The organism is Pseudomonas sp. (assembly GCF_030698175.1).
Classification (GTDB): Bacteria; Pseudomonadota; Gammaproteobacteria; order Pseudomonadales; family Pseudomonadaceae; genus Aquipseudomonas.
Window position 1 is genome coordinate 36,472 of record NZ_JAUYNT010000015.1, and the last position, 19,818, is coordinate 56,289.

Annotated in this window: 14 protein-coding genes; 10 read left to right on the forward strand and 4 right to left on the reverse strand. The window is 58.1% G+C overall.

Going from position 1 to position 19,818, the window contains the following annotated elements; all coding sequences use genetic code 11:
- The first annotated feature begins 104 nt into the window (after nucleotides 1-104).
- The 7 genes from Q8R10_RS06790 to Q8R10_RS06820 all read left to right on the forward strand — a co-directional run bounded on the left by Q8R10_RS06790 (nucleotide 105) and on the right by Q8R10_RS06820 (nucleotide 10,965).
- Nucleotides 105-2,819, forward strand: coding sequence for a LuxR C-terminal-related transcriptional regulator (locus Q8R10_RS06790; protein WP_305652238.1), 2,715 nt, complete (start codon nucleotides 105-107; stop codon nucleotides 2,817-2,819).
- Entirely contained in the window at nucleotides 2,816-5,527 is a 2,712-nt protein-coding gene (locus tag Q8R10_RS06795) for a LuxR C-terminal-related transcriptional regulator (RefSeq protein ID WP_305652240.1), read from the forward strand. The genes Q8R10_RS06790 and Q8R10_RS06795 overlap by 4 nt, the downstream gene beginning before the upstream one ends.
- 254 nt (nucleotides 5,528-5,781) lie before the next feature.
- A complete protein-coding gene (locus Q8R10_RS06800; RefSeq protein WP_305652242.1) occupies nucleotides 5,782-6,291 on the forward strand; it encodes a DUF6160 family protein in 510 nt (169 codons plus the stop codon).
- 88 nt (nucleotides 6,292-6,379) lie between these two features.
- Entirely contained in the window at nucleotides 6,380-7,141 is a 762-nt protein-coding gene (locus tag Q8R10_RS06805; RefSeq protein WP_305652244.1) for a C39 family peptidase, read from the forward strand.
- A 45-nt stretch (nucleotides 7,142-7,186) separates the two neighbouring features.
- Nucleotides 7,187-8,191, forward strand: coding sequence for a transporter (locus tag Q8R10_RS06810; protein ID WP_305652246.1), 1,005 nt, complete (start codon nucleotides 7,187-7,189; stop codon nucleotides 8,189-8,191).
- Nucleotides 8,192-8,209: 18 nt separating this feature from the next.
- A complete protein-coding gene (locus Q8R10_RS06815; RefSeq protein ID WP_305652248.1) occupies nucleotides 8,210-9,799 on the forward strand; it encodes an outer membrane protein transport protein in 1,590 nt (529 codons plus the stop codon).
- A gap of 5 nt (nucleotides 9,800-9,804) precedes the next feature.
- Entirely contained in the window at nucleotides 9,805-10,965 is a 1,161-nt protein-coding gene (locus tag Q8R10_RS06820; RefSeq protein ID WP_305652249.1) for a MalM family protein, read from the forward strand.
- A 23-nt stretch (nucleotides 10,966-10,988) separates the two neighbouring features.
- Here Q8R10_RS06820 and lapD read toward each other — a convergent pair whose 3' ends face one another.
- The 4 genes from lapD to Q8R10_RS06840 are packed head-to-tail and all read right to left on the reverse strand — an operon-like array spanning nucleotide 10,989 to nucleotide 14,691.
- On the reverse strand, nucleotides 10,989-12,938 hold the full coding sequence (lapD, locus tag Q8R10_RS06825) for a cyclic di-GMP receptor LapD (protein ID WP_305652251.1): 1,950 nt from the start codon (nucleotides 12,936-12,938) through the stop codon (nucleotides 10,989-10,991).
- 9 nt (nucleotides 12,939-12,947) lie between these two features.
- A complete protein-coding gene (gene lapG, locus Q8R10_RS06830; RefSeq protein ID WP_305652253.1) occupies nucleotides 12,948-13,652 on the reverse strand; it encodes a cysteine protease LapG in 705 nt (234 codons plus the stop codon).
- 30 nt (nucleotides 13,653-13,682) lie between these two features.
- Nucleotides 13,683-14,090, reverse strand: coding sequence for a YbaN family protein (locus tag Q8R10_RS06835; RefSeq protein ID WP_305652255.1), 408 nt, complete (start codon nucleotides 14,088-14,090; stop codon nucleotides 13,683-13,685).
- A gap of 13 nt (nucleotides 14,091-14,103) precedes the next feature.
- Nucleotides 14,104-14,691 (reverse strand): YecA family protein, encoded by a 588-nt coding sequence (locus tag Q8R10_RS06840; protein ID WP_305652256.1) that lies wholly within the window; start codon nucleotides 14,689-14,691, stop codon nucleotides 14,104-14,106.
- Between the two features lie 206 nt (nucleotides 14,692-14,897).
- Between Q8R10_RS06840 and recQ the strand changes: the two genes are divergently transcribed.
- The 3 genes from recQ to Q8R10_RS06855 all read left to right on the forward strand — a co-directional run bounded on the left by recQ (nucleotide 14,898) and on the right by Q8R10_RS06855 (nucleotide 19,751).
- Nucleotides 14,898-17,027 (forward strand): DNA helicase RecQ, encoded by a 2,130-nt coding sequence (gene recQ, locus Q8R10_RS06845; RefSeq protein WP_305652257.1) that lies wholly within the window; start codon nucleotides 14,898-14,900, stop codon nucleotides 17,025-17,027.
- A gap of 118 nt (nucleotides 17,028-17,145) precedes the next feature.
- Nucleotides 17,146-18,306, forward strand: coding sequence for a diguanylate cyclase (locus Q8R10_RS06850; RefSeq protein WP_305652259.1), 1,161 nt, complete (start codon nucleotides 17,146-17,148; stop codon nucleotides 18,304-18,306).
- Nucleotides 18,307-18,734: 428 nt separating this feature from the next.
- Entirely contained in the window at nucleotides 18,735-19,751 is a 1,017-nt protein-coding gene (locus tag Q8R10_RS06855) for a DUF2804 domain-containing protein (protein WP_305652261.1), read from the forward strand.
- Nucleotides 19,752-19,818 lie beyond the last annotated feature (67 nt).

The window sequence follows — 19,818 nt, forward strand, 5'->3', positions numbered from 1 at the left end:
GCTGTCGCGCGTGTTTACTTGGAGGGCCGGCTCTGATTAGTATGCATTCATCCCCAGAGGCTAACGCCTCATACAACAATCATAATTAACAAGGGATTCTGGCCATGGGTGCTGTTGAACAACCCGCTGCCGATAGCTTATTGCGCTCGAAGCTTACACCGCCGCAAATTCCTGCCGATGCACTGACTCAGCCGCAGGTCTTGGACGTGTTTAGCGGCCAGCCCAATGCGCGGGTGCTGCTGTTTTGTGCGCCTGCCGGCTTTGGTAAAACCACCGCCTTAGCACTCTTGGCCCGGCAGCGTCAGAGCCAGGGCAGCCTGGTCGCCTGGTTTTCCTTGGCCAGTGAAGACGATGATCCGTCGCGTTTTTATCGGCAATTAATCGAGGCAATAAGCAGCGCCCTGCCTGGCGTCGGTCAGGATGCCCTGGGTTATCTGCAAAACACCATGCGCGTGCCGGTTGCCGCCGTCATGGAAAGTCTCTTGGTGGACCTTGCGCAAGCCACTCAGCCGTTGCTGCTGGTGCTGGATGATTTGCATCTGCTGCGCGATCCAGAGCTATACAGCGCCTTGAATCGTTTGGTGCGCCTGGCCCCAAGCGGTTTCACCTTGGCGCTTGGCAGTCGCTCGCAGCCGCCGTTGAGCCTGGCCACCTGGCGCGCTAAAGGCCTGTTGCTGGAGATCGGCCCGAATGAGTTGCGCTTAAGCCTGAATCAAACCGGTGACTACCTGGGCCGCTTAGGCCTGCGGATCAACGCGCAGGCGTTAGCCGAATTGCATCGGCATACCGAAGGCTGGATGGTCGGTGTGCATCTGGCCAGCCTATGGCTGCGTAACCGGCCTCCGGCCGGTGCGCAGATGCCAGACATCGGCGCGGACCAAGTGGCGGTAGGCGAGTATCTGCTCTGCTCGGTGTTTGAGCAGTTGCCGCTGGACTTGCAGGAGGCCTTGTTGGCTCTGAGCGTGGCCCGTCAACTCAGTGGTGATTTGGCCAGCGCCCTGACCGGTCGCCAAGACGGTCAGCAATTGCTGGAACGCTTGGAAGTTATGCAGTTGTTTTTGCTGCCCCTGGACCGTGAGCGGCAGTGGTATCGCTTTCACAATGTGTTTGCCGAGTTTCTTCAGGCGCGGCTAAAGGGCCGCGATCCAGAGCGCTTCAAACAACTGCATTTCAATGCCAGCCTGTGGTTCACCAATCACCATATGCAGGACTTGGCCATCGAGCACGCGGGCCTAGCCGAAGACCCGGAAATGCTCGCCGCCCTGGTGGATGCCTGTGGCCTGGAGATGATCAATCGCGGTCAGCTCAACCAGATTTACCGTTGGCGTAAACAGGTGCCGGATGCGATTGCCGAGCGTTTTCCGATTTTGGTCTTGGCCGAGGTCTGGGACAAAGCCGCAGAGCTGGCATTGCCGCAAGCCAACGGCATGCTGGACGCGTTATTGGCGCGTTTTGAGAGTGGCAAAACCGATACCCAGGTGACCGACAACTACCTGGCGGTATTGGCGGTCAAGGCGGTGCTGGCGCTGCAAAAAGATGACCTGCAGGCCTGTGTCAACTTGGCACGCAAGATCGAGCCGCAATTAGGCCAGCACAGTGCCTTCTTGGAAGTGGCGATCTTGATCATCGGCGCGTTGGCTCATGTGGTGCTGATCCAGCCCGAGCATGCGCGGCGGTTGCTGGCCTTGGCGCAGCAGCGCAATCATTTTCTCGAGGGTCGCTACCTCGATATGCAGCTGGTCAACGTCGAGATTTTTATGGCCTTGGAGCAGGGCCAGGTCAAACAGGCGCAACTGTTGTTCGCCCAGTTGCGCACGCGGGTTCTGCCCTGGTTTGGCGAGAAGTCACGGGCGCTGGCGCTGCCGGCCATCTGCGAGGCATTGATCGCCTATCAGCAAGGTCAGCTGGAAGGTCTGGAAGACAAACTCAAGTGGGCCTTGGCCACCGTCGATGTGATCAACCCGATCGATCTGTATGCCCAGGCCATGCTCTGTTTGGCCCGTACCCAGCGCATGCAAGACAAGCCCAAGGAGGCCATGGCCAGCCTGGCGCTGATGCAGAATCTGGCCGCCCGTAACCAGTCCTGGCGCTTTTACGCGCAAGCGGTGGGCGATGAGATTGCCTTGATTTTGCAAGAGCCGGCGACCGATAGAATCAAGCGAGCCGAGCAACGCTTGCAGAGTTTTGAATGGGCCAAGCGCGCCGAGCAGTATCAACCGGCCGGGTTTAATCCGGTGCTTTGGGTGCTGGCTCTTACCCGGATTCGCTTGCAGCAGGCCCGTGGGAATTACAGCGAGGCACTGCACGAAATAACCCAGGCCCGTGCCCTGTTGCAGCCGAACTGGCACGGTTTGCAACGCCTGCGGCTGGATCTGTTGGCGGCGCTGAGTTATCAGCGTCTGGGCTATCAGGAGCGCGGCCAAAGTTTGTTGCAGGAGTGTTTGCTGAGCGCCGAGCGTGAAGGGCTGCGCAGCTTGTTTATCGAGGAAGGCGAGGCGATTCGGCAATTGTTGGTGCAGTTGGAGTCGGCCGAACGTCAGCCGGCCTTGCAGGGCTTTATCCGCAGCGTGCTGACGCTGTGGCCGGGGCAGAGCTTGCGTAAATCCGCTGAGGTGCTGGAAGAGGCGCTCACCGAGCGTGAGCGTGAAGTGGTGTGCCTGGCCGCCAAAGGGCTGTCCAACGATGAAATTGGCCAGCAACTGTCGCTGGCCTTGGGCACCGTGAAGTGGCACCTGCATAACATCTACGAAAAGCTCAAGGTGCGAAATCGCACCCAGGCTATTCGCCGTGTCCGCGAATTGAGTTTGCTTGAATCATGAATCTGCCATTGTCGCCTGCCCAGCCTACACCGCCGCTGTTGCGCACCAAGTTGTTTCCGGCCGATGCCGACGACCCTGCCTTGCTGGAACGGAGGCTGTTGATCGAACGCCTGCTGGCAGCCCGCCAACAGCGGCTACTGCTGTTGAGTGCGCCGGCCGGGTTCGGCAAAAGTACCGTATTGAGCCTTTATCGGCAGCGCTTGCAGCAAGAGGGCGCGCGGGTCGCGTGGTTGTCGTGCGATGAGTCCGACAGTGAGCCGCAGCGCTTTCTGCAGTACCTCGGGGCGGCTATTGCCGAGGTGGCGCCAGGTTTTGCCTGCAGCCTTAATGGCATGGTGCCCGGCGATGTCAGTTGGCCGGTTGAGGCGCTGATTGATGCTTTTGTGGTCGATCTAAAACGCTTGGCGGGCGAGTTGTATTTGATCATTGATGACTATCACTTGATCCGTCATCCCGCTGCGGGTCAGGCCGCCCGTTACCTGCTTGAGCAGTTGCCGGCGAACATTCATCTGATCATCAGTAGTCGCTACAAGCCGCAGTTTTTCAGTGCCGAGCATGCGGTGCTGTGCATACAGGCAGAAGACCTGCGGTTGAGCGCGGAGGAGACCGAGCTTTACTTTCGCGAGATTAAAAAAATCGAGTTAAGCCCGGCCGAGTTGAAACTGATTCAGCAGCGCACCGAAGGCTGGATTACCGCCTTGCACCTGACGGCGCTGGCCTTGAGTCGGCATCCGGATCGCCAGGTGTTTATCGCCGGGCTGTGTGGCACTGAGCGCAATATTGCCGATTACTTGGCCGAAGATGTGCTCAATAGTTTGCCAGATGATCTGCAACTGTTTCTTGATCAGACCTCGGTGCTGGATGAGTTTTGCGCCGAGTTATGCAATGCCCTGACGGGGCGGCGCGATGCGTTAAGCATGCTGATGCGTTTGCAGAGTGAGCAGTTATTCATCATCAGTTTGGATGAGCAGGGGGAGTGGTTTCGCTATCACCATCTGTTTGCCGAGTACCTGCAGGGGCGTCTGGCCAAGCGCGGTGATTCATCGGCGTTGCGGCATGCCGCTGCGCGTTGGTGTGAGGCGCGTGACCTGCCGGATCGGGCGATCAAGTACGCCCTGCGGGCCCGCGACTACAGTTTTGCCGCCGAGTTATTGGAGCGCCAGGGCTCACGCTTGATCGCCGGCAACCGCGTCTACGATGTGTTGAGCATGATTAATCAGGTTCCCGCCGAGGTGGTCCGCGAGCATCCGGTGTTCCAGATTTTCTATGCCTGGCAGTTGGCCTTTGAGCAAAAGTTTGCCGAGGCCGAAGCGCTGATTGAAGAGGTCAGTACGCGCTTGATGCAAGGGCGTGGCAAGGCCATGCACTTTGGTTTGGCAGAATTGTTGGTGGCCGCGCAACTGCTTAAAGCGTTGGTGCTGCTGTACCAAGACAAACTGGATAATTGCTTAAAAGTCTGTCGCCAATGGCTGAGCATGGTGCCGGCCGATCAGCCGATCTTTCGGGCCAGCATGAACTGCATTCAGGCGGCGGCGTATGCCTTGCTGAACAACTTTGCCGAGGCGCAAAAGTCGATCAGCACGGCGCGGGAAAACTTGCTGCAGTCGGACAGCGAATACCTGCAGGTCATGATCAGCTTGTTGGAAGTGTTGATCTGCAAGGAGCGTGGCGATCTCGAACGGGGTCGTGCTCAGGCGGAGGCCGCACGCGGCCGGGTTGAACGGGTATTCGGCCGGCGTAGTCGGGTCGGCGGGCCCTTGGTGTTGGCCTATGCCGATATTCTTTACGAGCAAGATCGCCACGCCGCCATTCTGGCCGAGTTGCCCCTGGCTACCACCTGGCGCGATGTTGCCACTCCGATTGAGTTAATCAGTCGGGGCCAGTTGGTGATGGTCAAGGCGCAGTTTTATGCCGGTGAAGCGCAGCAGGCCTTGGTCCAGCTCGACGAATGGCTGGCCGGTTTGCAGCGTCCGGGCTATGAGCGGGTGTTTGCCTTTGCGATGAGTTGCAAAGTGCAGTTTTTACTCTGGTTACGCCGGCCCAATGAGGCGGAGCGAATTTGCTTGCAGTTGCAGCGTCATCTGGAGGTTTTGCCCGTCGGACGCCACCCGGATGCGCAGATCGCCTTGGCTTTGACACAAGCGCGCCTGGCCTTGAGCGAGCGGCGCGCCGACAAAGCCCAGGCGGTTCTTGAAGGCTGCTTGGCCAAGCCGCTTGATGAGCATCAACGTGACCGGCGGCTGCGTGTGTCGTTGTTACTCTCGGTAGCGTATTGGCGCAAAGGTAACGGCGAAAAGGCCTTTGCTTTATTCCAAGCCACCCTGGAAGAGGCTTGGGCGTGCGGTTACCGGCGGCTGTTTCAGGATGATGCCTTGTGGCTGTTACCGCTCTGGGACGCCTGGTCGGCAAACGATAGCAAGCGGGCTGGCGCTTGGCTGGGGGTGGCGGAAACCTTGCGTGAACAGTGTCGCAGATTGGCGGTAAATCCAGATAATTTCGATGAAAATCATGATGTTAGCCATCGTGAGCAAGAAATTTTACGCTTCGTGGCGGCCGGTTTGTCGAACCGCGATATTGCCCAGGCCGTGCATCTGTCGGAGGCCACTATCAAGTGGCACCTGCATAACCTGTTCGCCAAGCTGGGGGTGCGCAGCCGCACCCAGGCGGTACTCAAAGGCAAAAGCATGGGTCTACTCAATGAGGCCTGAGGCGTGGATTGAGTGCGCGCTGTTTTTGCTCGGTAGATGTGCTCCATCCCTTGGATGGGCTGGCAGTCGGGGGCACTGCCAGTAACTTGAGGGCCAGGACAGCAAGCTTTGCGCTGTATAAATCCAAGCGGGTCGTGACCAGGGAAGTAACGATTCATTTGGAGATTGGCGCAAGCGGTCCAGCTGTTTGCAGCAAGGAGTTGCTGACAGTGCCCCTGGGGGCAACCTACCTGTGACCATTGGAGAGAAAAATAATGAAAACACTCAAGCAAATCGCTTTCGCTGCTGCCGTACTCGCCGCTCCGTTCATGGCGCAAGCCAGCATGACTTCGATGGATGACTCGGCTCTTTCTTCGGTGACTGGCCAAGACGGTATCAGCATTTCCGGTAACTTCGGTGGTTCGGTTGGTGCGGTTAAATACACCGACAACGATGCTAACGGTGGCAGCCTGAGCCTGACCAATATCGGCTTCACCAACTTCACTATCTCGGACGCGGAACCGTTGAAAATTGACGTGGTCACCGTCAGCATCACGCCTACTGGTGGTGGTGCTGCAGTAGCCACTCAGCAACTGGCTATTACCATGCCGAAAATGACCGGTACTGTTGAGGTTGGCGGTATCTATATGGGTGGTACTTATGTAGCTGCCACTGGTGGTGCTACTCCTGTTGCCGCCCATAACACTGGCGCAGCCAGCATCGGTTCCCTGGCTATTACTGATCTGAACATGGCCGGCACAGTCATCAAAGTTTGGGGTCATTGATTCAACGCGGTTAGTTGAGTCTGCAAAAGCCTTATCGGCCTAGGTCGGTAAGGCTTTTTTTTGAGCATGAGTGGAGTCTGTTGAGTCAATGATCGAGATTCTTTTGGGTAGCCTGATTGCGCTGTTCGGTTTTACCGAAGCAGTGGATACCAAAACCCCCGCCGCCGGGACGGTCAATCTCACCCAATCATTGGTGCCCAATGGCCCATTACGCGAATCGGTGGTGTTGGAGCCGAAGAGTGTTTCGCAGTTTCGCAACGTTATTCACCAAGCGTACGACTACAGCTGTGGCTCGGGCGCCTTGACCACCTTGCTCGACTATTACCTTGGCCGCAACTTGCAAGAGCGCCAGGTGATGGAGGGCATGTTGCAGTTTGGCGAGGCCGACAAGATTGCCGCCCGCCGCGGTTTTTCACTGCTCGACATGAAGCGCTACGTCGGGCAATTAGGCTACAAAAGTGGTGGTTTCAAAGCCAGCATGGCCGACCTGGATGAACTTGAACACCCCGCGTTAGTGCCGATTGTGTATGCGGGTTTTAAGCACTTCGTGGTGGTGCGCGATGTCTATAACGATCACGTTTTTGTGGCCGACCCGGCGCTGGGCAATATCAGTTTTACCCGCACAAGATTCGAGGCGATCTGGGACGGTAGTGTGGTTTTTGTGATCTTTCCCAATGGCCAAGAACCCAAGAATGCCTTGGCCTTGAGCGACCATGATCTGCGCATCATCGATGATCAAACCATCAGCCTGCTGGCGTTTCGCGAGTTTCCGCAGATCGGCAAACTCACCTCCAATCAAGTCGATGAACTCGGTTCCAAAGGCGATATTCGCTACCTGCGACGCAAGTAACGTGCGGCATAAAAAACTATAAAAACAAATAAGTGGGGATGTGGCATGAGAGTTTGGGGAGGAGCATGGCTTGGCCTGCTGGCGTTGTTATCTGCTGGGCTGGTATTGGCAGATGAGCCATCGGTTGAGCAGGCTCGCGATGCACTGAGCAAAAAAGAAGGCGACGCCGACAGTGCCAAAGCGCTTGAGCAGGTTTTTTCTGCCTCCGAACAGAGCTACACCTTACTGAAAAAAGGTGAGCGCACTTTGACCTATGGCTTTGATTATTCGTTAACGCGCGACACGCAAATTCAGACCTTTCGCGCCAATAACAATGTGGTCAGTGTGGCGGCGCAAAGCCAGGCGCAGCATAGCTTTACCAACTCTTTTACCTTTGACTACGGCGTTTGGGACAACCTGACCTTCAGCATTCGTCTGCCCTTTGTGGCCGCCTATGACACCGAACGCAGCCTCGATACCTACAGCCTTGGCGATGTGTCCACCAGCCTGCGCTGGCAGCCATGGCCGTCGGTGCGTGGCCGCCCGGCCACCACCCTGTATGCCACCTTGGGCTTGCCGACCGGGCAGAGTCCGTACGACATCAATCCCGATACGGCGTTGTCTACGGGGAGCGGCTATTACAGTCTGGGTGGCGGCGCGAACCTCTCCTATGTGATCGACCCAGTGGTGTTGTTTGGCTCGCTCGGTTACACCTACAACCTGCCGGTGGACGATGTAAATCAGGTCCGCGGTGGACGCTTGCTGGAGAAAGTCGAGCCCGGTTCGACGCTCTCCTACAGCATGGGGTTTGCCTATGCACTGTCGTATGACGTGTCGTTGTCGACCTCCTATCAAATGGCCTACACGCTCAAACCCACCTACACCTTTGCCGGTGAGGAGGTTGATGGCACCGAGCAGACCAGCGCCATCATGAACTTCTCGCTGGGTTTGCGAACCTCGCCGGATTACATCGTCAACGTCAACGCCGGTTTTGGCATGACCGAAGACTCGCCGGATGTGCTTCTCGGGGTCTCGATGCCCTTGGATATCAAGGGCCTCAAGGCCCAATAACCTGCGAGCGAGTACCTCATGAAGATACGAATTTCGCCGCTCAAGCGCGCGATAGCGGGGGCCGCTTTGCTTGCGAGCGCCACTGCGCAGGCCCAGTTGGCGCAAAACCTGACCATTGGTAACCCCAAAGCCATGGCGATGGGCAACGCCATTACCGCCGATTACAGCGGTATCGATGCCGTGCATTACAACCCGGCGGCGCTGAGCAAACTCAAAGGCCGGCAGACCACACTCAAGTTCATTACTGGGGTGATGGATATTCGGGCAGATTTTGATGCTCCGGCCAACTACGGCAGCAAGTTTCTGGGCTCGGACAACGACCCAGTGGCCAACTCGTCCAGTCGTACCACCACCTCGGCGTTGTATTTTCCGGGGGTGGGCGGTACCACTGAACTGCCGGTGCTGTTTGCGCCGCTGGCGGGGCTGTCGATCAATCCGCCGGGCTCAAAGCTGACCTTTGCCACCGACGTCTATACCCCGCAAGCCTTGGGCTTTATTCGTGATGACGATGACCCCGGGCGCTACCAAGGTAAAGAAGTGGCCATGCAGCGGCTGACTTACTTCTCGCCGGCGGTGGGTTATCAGTTGAATGATGAGCTTTCACTCGGGCTGTCGATCAACTTTTCGCACCAGGCGCTGGCACTTAATCAGGATTTTCGGGCGCCCAATTTGTTGACCGGGGCCATTGGCCAAACCCAGGAAGCACTCTGTGGTATCAAGGGCAATCCCTTAAATATTTTAGTGAATATTTGTGGTGGCGAGTTCGGGCCCTTTACCGATTTGGCCAATCTCGATATCGATATGCAGCAAAGCCTATCGCCGACCTGGAACCTGGGCGTGCTGTGGGAGCCGACCGACTGGTTCGCCTGGGGCGCGGTGTACCAGAGTGAGGCCAAGATGCATTTGCAGGGCAAGTACACCGTGGACTACTCGCAGAACTGGCAGGGCTTTTGGCAAGACTTTGATAAGGCAGTTTTTGGGGTGTTTCTTAATAGCATCACCCCGGATGGGGTAGGTAAGGAAACCGGCAATGTGTCGATGGACCTTACCTATCCGCAGCATTTTTCAACCGGAATAAAACTAAAACCGGCCAGTAAGTGGCAGTTCAATGTTGACGTTAAATGGACCGATTATGCCGCCTGGGAAAAGTTCGAGCTGAATTTTGATCGGCAGTTGGATATGTTGAAAATTGCCAGCATCTTCTCGCCGGAAAATGCCACGGCCACGACCATCACCCTGGACCGGGGCTATGAGTCGGTTTGGAGTTGGGCGCTTGGCGTGCAATATGACGTTAATGATCGCCTGAGTCTGCGGGCGGGCTACGAGCCACGACCTTCGGCAGTCCCCGACAATAAAGCCGACGCCTTAGTGCCACTGGGTGATGCCCAGCTTTATGGTCTTGGCTTGGGTTATCGCTGGGACCAAGAGACGGTGATCGATCTGGGCTTCAACTATCTGGTCAGCAAGCAGAGCATTCCAGCGGGTAGCAGCTGTAACGCTAACTGTTCGGGTATCGATAGCATCGTCTACAACCCCTATGCCGACTTGGATATTGAAACCACGGTGAAGGCCTATATCTTGGCGCTCACCTACACCACGAGTTTTTAGTGCTTATGCAGCGGTTAATCATCAGTCTCAGCTTGCTTGCCGCCCTCGATGCACACGCCAGTAATGGTCGGTATTTGACCTGGGTCGATGATCAGGGCCGTGTGCACAACACCTTTGTTGACAGTGGTTACGGCTCGCAACAGCGCTCGGCCGAGCGGCGGATCACGCAGAGCGATCAAGCCCGGCTTGCCGACCAGGCCCAGAGCAACTGGCCAGGCAGTGCTGGCGGCGGCGAAAACAAGCGACGTTATTTCACCTGGGTCGACGCTGGCGGCACTATGCAGAGCAGCTTTTACGCTGGCGCCCAGCAGTTGGATGGGCAAAAGAATCTGACCCTGCCCAATGGCCAGCATTCCAGTGATTACATCGATGCCGAAGCCTTTGAAGAGAAGGGCTTCGTGCGCAGTGAAAACGGCAACCCCTATTACACCTGGGCCGATGAGCAGGGGCGCATGCACAACTCGCCAATTTCCGCCGAGCAGCGCGCCGATGGTCTGCGCCGCGGCGCGCAGGCCAGCAGCATCAAGTACACCGAAGGTCGTCAGGTTGAGTTTAATCAGCCGGCGGCAGAGTTGCCGGGGCTCGATGGCCAGATGACGCCGGCGCTGCTGGCCTTGCTTGAAGGCAGTAAAGAGAAGAGCGCCGGGCTGTACCAGAGTTTGCAAGACAACTGCTGCGTGCAGCTGGCGGATGGCGCTTTCACCGAGTTGTCGGCGGATGAGCCGCGTTACCAGGAGCTCAACGGCCTGTCGCCGAGCTTTGATTTCCCCATGGGCCGTAGTTATTACGCCGCGCTGAAGTTGCCCAGCTCGCAGCGCACCTATGGTTTACGGGTACGCAGTTTTGCCAACAAGCAGGTGGTGTATCCCTCGCTGTTGTTTCTGGATGAACGCAAGCACCCAACCCGCTTGGTCAGCGATGCGGTCTATCAACTGCACGCCGAGACCTGGTATCGCTATGCCTTTATCGAGGGCACGATCCCCGTCAATGCCATGCAAGGGGAGCGCTACGTGTTGCTGTTGACCACCGCTGAAGACCGCCAACTACAAACCCTGGATAACAAGCCGTTCAAGCGCCCCTTGCAGGATTTGGCCTTGGATGAGGCCGGCATGCAGGTGCACCAGCATGCCGAAGTCGGCGGCTTTGAGTTGGCAGTGGTGCGTTAACAGCGGTGCAAATGAGCCGCTAATTACTCACGCCACGGCGCTGGTGCGCCAATCAAGCGGCCCATGGCGCCTTGTATGCCGATCTCTTTGAGGGCAGTCAGCTCAGCCTCGGTTTCGACCATTTCGGCAATCAGCGGCATGTCGATGCTGTTGGTTGCGCGGTAGATGGCTTCAATAAAGCTGTGTTTGTCGGCTTCCTGATCGATCGCGCGGATGTAGCTGCCGTCGATTTTCAGGTACGCCAGGCCAAGATTGGTGAGGTTGCCGATCAAGCTGAAGTTACCGCCGAAGTGTTGCACGCCAAGCTTGTAACCCGCCGCCCGCACGGCTTGACTGAGCTGCTCCAGTTGCGCGGCCGCGGGCAGATAGCGCTCATCCAACTCCAGGGTCAGCAGGCCATCTTGCCTTGGGTTGTTGCGCAAAATCTGCAGCACTCGGGCCTGGCTGTCAGCATCGCGCAGGGTTTGCCCGGAGAGGCTCAGGGCCAGCGGTTGTGGGTGCTGGCTCAGGTGCTTGAGGCTGCTTTCCAACATGGCGATATCCAGTCGCGCCGACCAGCCGAGGCGCTCGATCCAGGGCAAGAATTGACCGGCAGCAATCGCCTCGCCCTGTGGGTCAATCAGGCGGGCGAGCACTTTCTGGTGCAGGATTTTGCCGGTGTCGGCACAGCTGGCAACCGGCTGGAAGAATAATTTGAGCTTGCTTTGTGCAAGCGCCGCGTCGATCCAGCCGCGCCAGTCCAGCAGGCTGTTGCCATTCTGGCTGGCACCATCATCGAGTCGCGCCCAGATTTTGCCGGGCGTGCCTTGGGCTTGGGTCAGCGCCAGGTCGGTGCGAGCGAAGACTGCACCGGCCTGATCGCCTGGGCTAAAAGCGCCGATGCCAATGAAGGCCAGCGGCGACATGCCACTCGCGCGGGCTTCTGCGAGGTTATCTACTGCAGTGGCCAACTCACGGGCCAATTGGTCGGCCGCCTCGCCAGTCAGACCCGGTGCGACCAAGGTGAATTCACCGGCACGGCTGCGTGAACCCAGCCATTCGCTGCGGTTGGGACTCTCCAGTTGTTGCTTGCAGACCTCGCCCATGGCTTTGATCAGGGCGTCGGTTTTCTGCCCACCAAGCTTTTGGTTGAGCCCGGCTAAATCCGCCAGGCGGATAAACAGCAAATAGCCGGCGGCATTATGTTCGCAGACCATTAATTGCTCGGCCAAACGAATATCCAGCAAGCGGCGATTAGCCAGGCCGGTCAGGTTGTCCTGGTAAGCTTCAATGCGCAGTTTTTCACTGCGGGCGGCCTCTTCGCTGAACAGTGTTTTGAGCTTTTGCACCATCTGGTTCATCGCCAGCACTACCCGTTTGAGTTCTGGCGTGCGCGGAATCTGCTGTACCGAGAGGAATTCGCGGCGACTAATGGCTTCGGCCTGATCGACCATGTTATCCAGCGGCCGCAGCTGTGTGCGTAGCAGCCAGCCGCCGAGCAGGGCGCTAACCACTCCGCAAATCAGCAGCCAGACCAGGCTGCCAATCGCGCTGTCCCACAGCTTGGCCAGGGCAAATTGCGGGTGGCTTTGTACTTCGACGCGGGCGGCTTGCTCCCAGCCGCGCATGATCAGGGCATCGCCACCTTGGGCGCGTAGATCGACCAGGTTGACGAACCAGTCGGGTACTTGCTGCTCGCTGGAGTCGCTGTTGCTGCGCTCGACTATTACCTCGTCATTGGGAATGCGCACCACCCGGATACTGGCAAAGTAGCCGCTATCAAACACCGAACTGACCATTAGTTCGAGCATCGCCGGATCGTCAACGTGAGGGGTCATCGACAACCCCAGCGCGGTAGCGGCGTCTTGGGCATGGGAGCGCAACTGGCTGATCAGCTGCTCGCGTGAGCTTTCGACCCCGGCAATAAAACTGCCGGTGAAGGCTACCAGCAAAAACAGGCAGATCGCTAAGAACAACTGTTTGAGTAATGACATTGAGCTCTCCTAACCCTCGCCAATGGCGAAACCTTCTTCGCGCATTTTTTTCAGTAGATCTTGCCAGCGTGAGAGTTTCTTACTGTCGCTGGCGCGCTTGCCGCTTGCTGCGCCGGGCAGGTACAAGCCCTCGGCGTTGAAGGCGTAAACCGGTAGTAGGTCTTTGCGTTGTGAGGCCGGACGGATCTCGCCAATCAGGTTGTCGAGCACCAAAGGTATGGCGCTGGGGCTGCTGTAGTAGGTCAGCACCATATGTGCCTGGTTGTAGTTGAGGGCTTTAACATAGGTGATGCGCAGTTTTTCACTGGGTACGCCCAGGCGGCGCAGGGTGAAATATTTGCCGATGGCGTAGTCTTCACAATCGCCGGCGCCCTTAACCAGGGCTTCGATGGGGGTGGCCCAGTAATCGTTTTGCCGCCAGTTTTGGTTGTCATCAACAAAGCGCAACTGCCGATTAAAGAAGCGGTTAACGGCCTGCAGTTGCGCGCTTTCCTCATCATTGAGACTGCTGTTGATTAGCGCGTCCCAACCTTCGATGCGAACTTTGGCATTGCCGATGTTGCCATAGCGCTTTTCGGCGTTGCGGATGATTAGATCAAAGTTCCAGTCGGCATAACTGATGGCGACGCAAGCAAGCAGGCATGCCAGTAGCGCGGGCCTGAGCCAGGCGCGTGCGCGGCGATATAGCGTGGGGCTGCTTACTCGCGTGTGCATGTCTGCATTCATCGCTCATATGTCAGCAGATTATTGAGGAGAGGTGCGCTGCGGCAGGTTTTTTTGCCGCAGGATGTACAGCGTTACCAGTATTGCACTCATCAGCATAAATGCTCTGGCCCAGATAAGTGGTACCAGATAGCAGGAGAGGGCGATACTGGCCCACATCAAGCTGATAGCGTAGACCTTGGCGCGCCGCGGTATACCGCGGCCATCCAAATAGTCGTGAATCCACGGGCCAAGCCGGGAATGCTGCACCAGCCAGTTATAAAAGCGCGCCGAACTGCGCATAAAGCACGCGGCGGCCAGTAGCAGGAAGGGCGTGGTCGGGAGCATCGGCAGAAATATGCCGATTACGCCCAGTACTACGCTCAACCAGCCCAGCAGCAACAACGCGTAGCGAACGCCCGCGTGGGGATGGATGCGCAAACTGGGCATGGCTGTATCGCGTTTAGTGGTGACGCGGCTTTAGCAGTGCCGGCTTTTCATCGGGGGCGTTGCAGAGCAAAAACAACGCGGTGAGCAACTCCGGGATCTGCTCGACCATGTCATCAATCATGTTGCGATCGCGGGCGATGTCGCTGAACTCGGGCTGGTCGTCGAACAGGCCGGAGACCGCCATGATCGGCAGCAGCAACTCGCTCACTTCGTCTTCGGCGTCTTCAAACCAGGCGGCTTCGCGCAGAAACACCCCTTCCATAAAGCCGATGCACCAGCCGCGCAGATCCGAATCGTCTGGCTCATCGCCAAGGTCCAGCTCGCAAGGGATTTCCGGCTCGTCATCGCTGGCCAGTTGGCGGGCGATATGGGATTTGAGCTGGATTAAGGTGGCCTCGATGTCGACGCGCTCTTCTTCGCTGCGATAGTGCGGTGGCTCGGAGAACAAAGCGTCAATCCATTCACGCTCATCCGGTTGTTCGGTGCAGATCGACAGCGCGGTCAGGAAACCGTGGGCAGCCACATAGTCGAGCGCCTCATCGTGCAATTCGTCAGCGTCGAGAAAGGCTTGCAGGCGGTTCAATTGCTCAGCGAATGACATCTGGGGCTACCTTGAAAGAATAAGCGAAGGACAAGTCTAGTCTAGTGCGGTGCTGGCGGCAAAACAGACGCTGATAGGGGCGGGCGTTTAGCTCCTTAGCTTGCGTATAATGGCCGATTTATGGCAATGCTAAGCGCTTTTGCTTGGCATTGCCTGCTCTGCGTGGGGCTCAGCAATGGGGCGCTGCGTTAAGACTTGGAGTTTCTATGCTGGTGCAGGCTAAACGCATTCTCAAAGACGTCTTTGGTTACGACCAATTCCGTGGTCGCCAGCAGGCGATTATTGAGCGCGTGGCAGCGGGTGGCGATGCCCTGGTGCTGATGCCCACTGGCGGTGGCAAGTCGTTGTGTTTTCAGGTGCCGGCGCTGCTGCGCGAAGGTCTGGCGGTGGTGGTTTCGCCCTTGATCGCGCTGATGGACGATCAGGTCTCGACCCTCGATGAGTTGGGTGTGGCGGCGGCGGCGCTAAATTCGACGCTAAACGCGGCCGAGCAGCGCGAGATCGCCGACAAGATTCGCCGCGGCGAGATCAAGATGCTCTATCTGGCCCCCGAGCGCCTGGTGCAGCCGCGCATGTTGGCGTTTTTGCAGAGCCTGGAGATCGCCCTGTTTGCCATCGACGAGGCGCACTGTGTGTCGCAATGGGGGCATGATTTCCGCCCTGAATACCTGCAATTGGGGCAACTGGCCGAGCTGTTCCCGAATGTGCCGCGCATCGCCCTGACCGCCACGGCGGACATGCGCACCCGCGAAGAAATCGTCCAGCGCCTGCATCTGGAAAACGCCGAGCGATTTTTGGCCAGCTTCGACCGGCCGAATATTTTTTACCGCATCGTGCCCAAAGAACAGCCGCGCAAGCAGCTGCTCGGCTTTTTGGCTGAGCGGCGCGGCGATGCCGGCATCGTCTATTGCCTGTCGCGCAAGAAAGTTGACGAAGTGGCGGCGTTTCTCTCGGCCCAAGGCTTCCCGGCCTTGCCTTATCACGCAGGCTTGCCGAGCGATTTACGCGCCTATCATCAGAAGCGCTTCCTCAATGAGGAAGGGCTGATCATGGTCGCCACCATCGCCTTCGGCATGGGCATCGACAAGCCCAACGTGCGCTTTGTCGCGCACCTGGATTTGCCCAAATCCCTGGAAGCCTATTACCAGGAGACTGGCCGGGCCGGGCGTGATGGCTTGCCGGCCGATGCCTGGATGGCCTACGGCCTGCAAGATGTGCTGATGCTCAAGCAGATGCTGAATAACTCCGATGGCGACGAGCGCCACAAGCGCCTGGAGCAGCACAAACTCGACGCCATGCTGGCGCTGTGCGAGCAGATTCACTGCCGCCGGCAAGCCTTGCTGGCCTATTTTGATGAGGACATGCCCAAGCCCTGCGGCCACTGCGACAACTGTGTCGATGGCGTGCAGACCTGGGATGCCACCGAGCCGGCCCGCCAGGCCTTGTCGGCGATTTTTCGCAGTGGCCAGCGTTACGGCGTCGGTCATCTGATTGACTTGCTGCTGGGCCGCGACAACGACAAGGTGCGCAGTCACGGTCACCAGCATCTGTCGGTGTTTGGCCTGGGCAAGGCGCTGAGTGAGGGCGAGTGGCGCTCACTGTTTCGCCAGTTGGTGGCCCGTGGCTTGGCCGATGTCGACCTGGAGGGTTACGGCGGCCTGCGCCTGAGCGACAGTTGCCGGCCGCTGTTGCGCGGTGAGCAGCAACTGCAACTGCGCCGCGACCTGAAACCTGCACAAAGCAGCAAAAGCGGCGGCGCCAGCAATGCCAGCCAGCTGGTGCGCACTGAGGAGCGTGAGCAATGGGAGGCGCTGCGCACCTTGCGGCGTAACCTGGCGCAAGAGCATGGGGTGCCGCCCTATGTGATTTTCCCCGACTCCACCCTGCTGGAAATGCTCCGTAGCAAACCCGGCTCCCTCAGTGAGATGGCGCAGGTCGGCGGCGTCGGGGCGCGCAAGCTGGAGCGCTATGGTCAGGCCTTTCTCGAGGTGCTGCAGGGCACCGCCGAGGCGCCACGGGTGGTGGCGGATTTGCGCCATGAGTTGGTCAGCCTCGCCTGTGCCGGGATGACGCCGACGCAGATCGCCCGCCAGCTCAACTGCTCGGAAAAAAACGTCTACAGCCTGCTGGCCGAGGCCATTGGTCGTCAGCAGCTGAGTCTGGAGCAAGCGCTGGATGTTCCCGAGGCCTTGCTCGGTGAAATCCAGGAGGCTTTCCTCGATGGCGAAGGCGAGTTGCCGGCGGTATCGGCCTTGGCTGAGCAGTTTCACGGGCGGGCCAGCGATGGTGTGCTCTATTGCGTGCGCGCAGCGTTGCAGGCGGAGTTCGAGGCTTAAGCTTGAGGCGCAACGGCTGCTGGTTTTAGTCAGAAAACTGGCACTTTGCTATGGCGTAAATGTGGCACTCTTAACCTAAAGCTATAGTTCGCACGGTTTTGCTTGCGGAGGGTTGAGGATGGCGCAACAACACGAGTGGCTCGATGATGTTGGCTCCAACACTTACGCCGATCAACTGGCGGTAGGCTTTCGGCGTTTACGCTTCAGCGCGCCGTTGGAGTCGGAGTATCTGGATTTCGTCCGTGACGACCGCTTTGAATTACAGCGCACCGCACTGATTGGCGCGATCGTGCTGTGGTGTGCCTTTGCGGCCGTTGACCAACTGCTGATCCACAGCCAAGAGCGCTGGTGGATGTTGGCGGTGCGCGCCTTGGTGCTGGTGTTTTTGTTGGTCTGTGCTTTTTTGCTGGTGCAGCGTAAATACACTCAGCTGTTAAATCCGCTGTCTATTGCCTGTATTTCTGCCCTGGGCTTGGGCGCCTCGGCGGTGATTGCCATTGCCCATCGGGTTGATCCCCATTACCCCTATGAGGGACTGCTGCTGGTGTGCATGGCCGGCTATTTTTTGGTCGGCTTGCGTTTGAGTGAGGCGATCATTAGCCCGCTGCTGATGCTCAGCGGTTATCTGTTGTTTGAGTTGATGGTTGGCATCTCGACGCCGTTGTTGCTGAATAACTTGCTGTTTTTGCTGTTCGGTAACCTGATTGGCATCGTCGGTTGTTACTTGCTGGAGTACAAATCGCGCGAGCATTTTCTGATCAGTCGCTTAATGCGGGTGCTGGCCGACCATGACAGCCTGACCGGCTTGCACAACCGGCGTAGTTTTAACCGTCAGCTGGAGCGTCTGTGGCGTTTGGCCCAGCGCGAAGACGTCAGCCTGGCCATGCTGATCTGCGACATCGACCACTTCAAACTCTACAACGACAGGTACGGCCACCAAGGTGGCGATGCGGTATTGCAACAGGTCGGGCAACTCTTGGCGGGTGCCGGTCGCCGGCCACTGGACATGTCGGTGCGGCTGGGCGGTGAAGAATTTGCGGTGCTGCTCTACGACATCAGCCCAGGCGAGGCGCACCAGCGCGCCGAGCAGTTGCGCGCAGCCCTTGAGCATTTACGCATTGCCCATGCCGGCTCCGAGACCGCAGGGGTGGTCACCCTGTCGATTGGCGTCGCCTGCCTGCAGCCCGCGCAAGGCGGGGCCTTGGGCCAGCTCTATGAGCAGGCCGACAAGGCGCTGTATCAAGCCAAGAGCCAGGGACGTAATAGAGTCGTTAGCTAGCAGGCCGTTGAAAAACTACTGCGCTAGGCCATGCGGCGTTGAAATCAGCCTCACAAAAGCGCAGCGTTGAACGCGCTTTAGCGCGGCCCCGAAGGGGTGAGCGAAGCGAATCAAATGCTCATGTACAGCTCGTACACTGCGCTTTTGACTCACTTCGCTCGCCCTGCGGGCCAGCCTTTGGCTGTTACTGCGCTTCGCTTCGTTGCGGCTGTTTCGCCTTGTGACCCACATGGATGTGGGGAATGCCGCTGCCCGTAGGGAACGGGTGCGGCCCTGGCCGTCGCTCGCTACGTTTTTCAACGACCTGCTAAGTAGTCGCTCGACAGGTTTTCTGGCTGATTTTGCCCCAGGCTTTGGCGTCATGGGTGACTGGCGTGGCGGGCCGGCGGTGCTAGCATCGCGGCTATCTTCGCCCGGAGCACACGCAGATGGATCAGCTGATTCAGGCCAATGGCCAACCGCATTACGGCATCTTCAAGGCCGCGCCCAAGCAGATTAACTACCGCGACTTTGACTTTCGTTCACCCATGGGCAATCCGTTGGGGGCGTTAGCCAAATGGCGGCGTTTTCACCAGTTTCAGTATTTTGGCCTGATCAGTGATCAGTTGATCGGTGGCTGTGCGCTGGCCAATTTAAGCTTGGCCGGGATTGGCTTTGTCTATCTGTTTCACCCAGCTTCCGGGAGGATGATCGAGCGCCAATTCAAGTTGCCACTGGGCTTTGGCAGTCAGTTTTCGCAAAACCCCGATGACGGCATCTGCGAGCTACGCCAAGGACGTAACCTGCTGCGGCTGGAGAACTGCGCCGTGTCCAAGCAAAAGCACCTGCTGGTTGAACTGGATGACGGCACGCGCATCGAGGCCAGCTTCTCCGAGGCCGAGCCGGCCTTTCAGCCCATGCACCTGTGTACGCCGACGGCGGTTAATGGCTGGGTCTACGCGCAAAAAGTCGCCGGTGTGCGTTGCAGTGGTTCGGTGCAGAGCGCCTTGGGCGATTTTGACCTGCAGGCGATCGAGGCCTTTGCCCACCACGACTGGTCGGCCGGTTATATGCGCCCGGAAACCCATTGGAACTGGGCTTGTCTGTCGGGGCAGGCGGGGGCGCAACGGGTGGGGTTGAACCTGTCCTGCGGGGTGAATGAAACCAGCTTTACCGAAAACTGCTATTGGCTCGATGGCGAGCTGATTAAGGTCGACACCGCGCGCTTTGAGTTTGATCAAGATCAGCCACTTAAACCCTGGACGATTAACTCGGCTGACGGCCAGGTCGAGCTGCACTTTGTCGCCCATGGTTTGCATGAGGAACGGATGAACCTGGGCATCATGGCGAGTAACTTCAAACAAATATTCGGCCGTTTTACTGGCGTGCTGCGCCCGCTTGGGCGCCCAGCAGTGCAGATCGACAATCTCTGGGGTTTTGTCGAAGACCAGTATGTGAAGTGGTAGGCGCCGCTGAGCACCCTGTGCGGGGCTCGGCGCTGAAAGGCTCCGGGCATTCAGCCGTCAGTTAGGT

Bases quoted from the DNA above. Each gene is read 5' to 3' on its own strand.
- Q8R10_RS06790 (WP_305652238.1), top strand. From the start codon at position 105: ATGGGTGCTGTTGAACAACCCGCTGCCGATAGCTTATTGCGCTCGAAG.
- Q8R10_RS06795 (WP_305652240.1), top strand. From the start codon at position 2,816: ATGAATCTGCCATTGTCGCCTGCCCAGCCTACACCGCCGCTGTTGCGC.
- Q8R10_RS06800 (WP_305652242.1), top strand. From the start codon at position 5,782: ATGAAAACACTCAAGCAAATCGCTTTCGCTGCTGCCGTACTCGCCGCT.
- Q8R10_RS06805 (WP_305652244.1), top strand. From the start codon at position 6,380: ATGATCGAGATTCTTTTGGGTAGCCTGATTGCGCTGTTCGGTTTTACC.
- Q8R10_RS06810 (WP_305652246.1), top strand. From the start codon at position 7,187: ATGAGAGTTTGGGGAGGAGCATGGCTTGGCCTGCTGGCGTTGTTATCT.
- Q8R10_RS06815 (WP_305652248.1), top strand. From the start codon at position 8,210: ATGAAGATACGAATTTCGCCGCTCAAGCGCGCGATAGCGGGGGCCGCT.
- Q8R10_RS06820 (WP_305652249.1), top strand. From the start codon at position 9,805: ATGCAGCGGTTAATCATCAGTCTCAGCTTGCTTGCCGCCCTCGATGCA.
- lapD (WP_305652251.1), bottom strand. From the start codon at position 12,938: ATGTCATTACTCAAACAGTTGTTCTTAGCGATCTGCCTGTTTTTGCTG.
- lapG (WP_305652253.1), bottom strand. From the start codon at position 13,652: ATGCACACGCGAGTAAGCAGCCCCACGCTATATCGCCGCGCACGCGCC.
- Q8R10_RS06835 (WP_305652255.1), bottom strand. From the start codon at position 14,090: ATGCCCAGTTTGCGCATCCATCCCCACGCGGGCGTTCGCTACGCGTTG.
- Q8R10_RS06840 (WP_305652256.1), bottom strand. From the start codon at position 14,691: ATGTCATTCGCTGAGCAATTGAACCGCCTGCAAGCCTTTCTCGACGCT.
- recQ (WP_305652257.1), top strand. From the start codon at position 14,898: ATGCTGGTGCAGGCTAAACGCATTCTCAAAGACGTCTTTGGTTACGAC.
- Q8R10_RS06850 (WP_305652259.1), top strand. From the start codon at position 17,146: ATGGCGCAACAACACGAGTGGCTCGATGATGTTGGCTCCAACACTTAC.
- Q8R10_RS06855 (WP_305652261.1), top strand. From the start codon at position 18,735: ATGGATCAGCTGATTCAGGCCAATGGCCAACCGCATTACGGCATCTTC.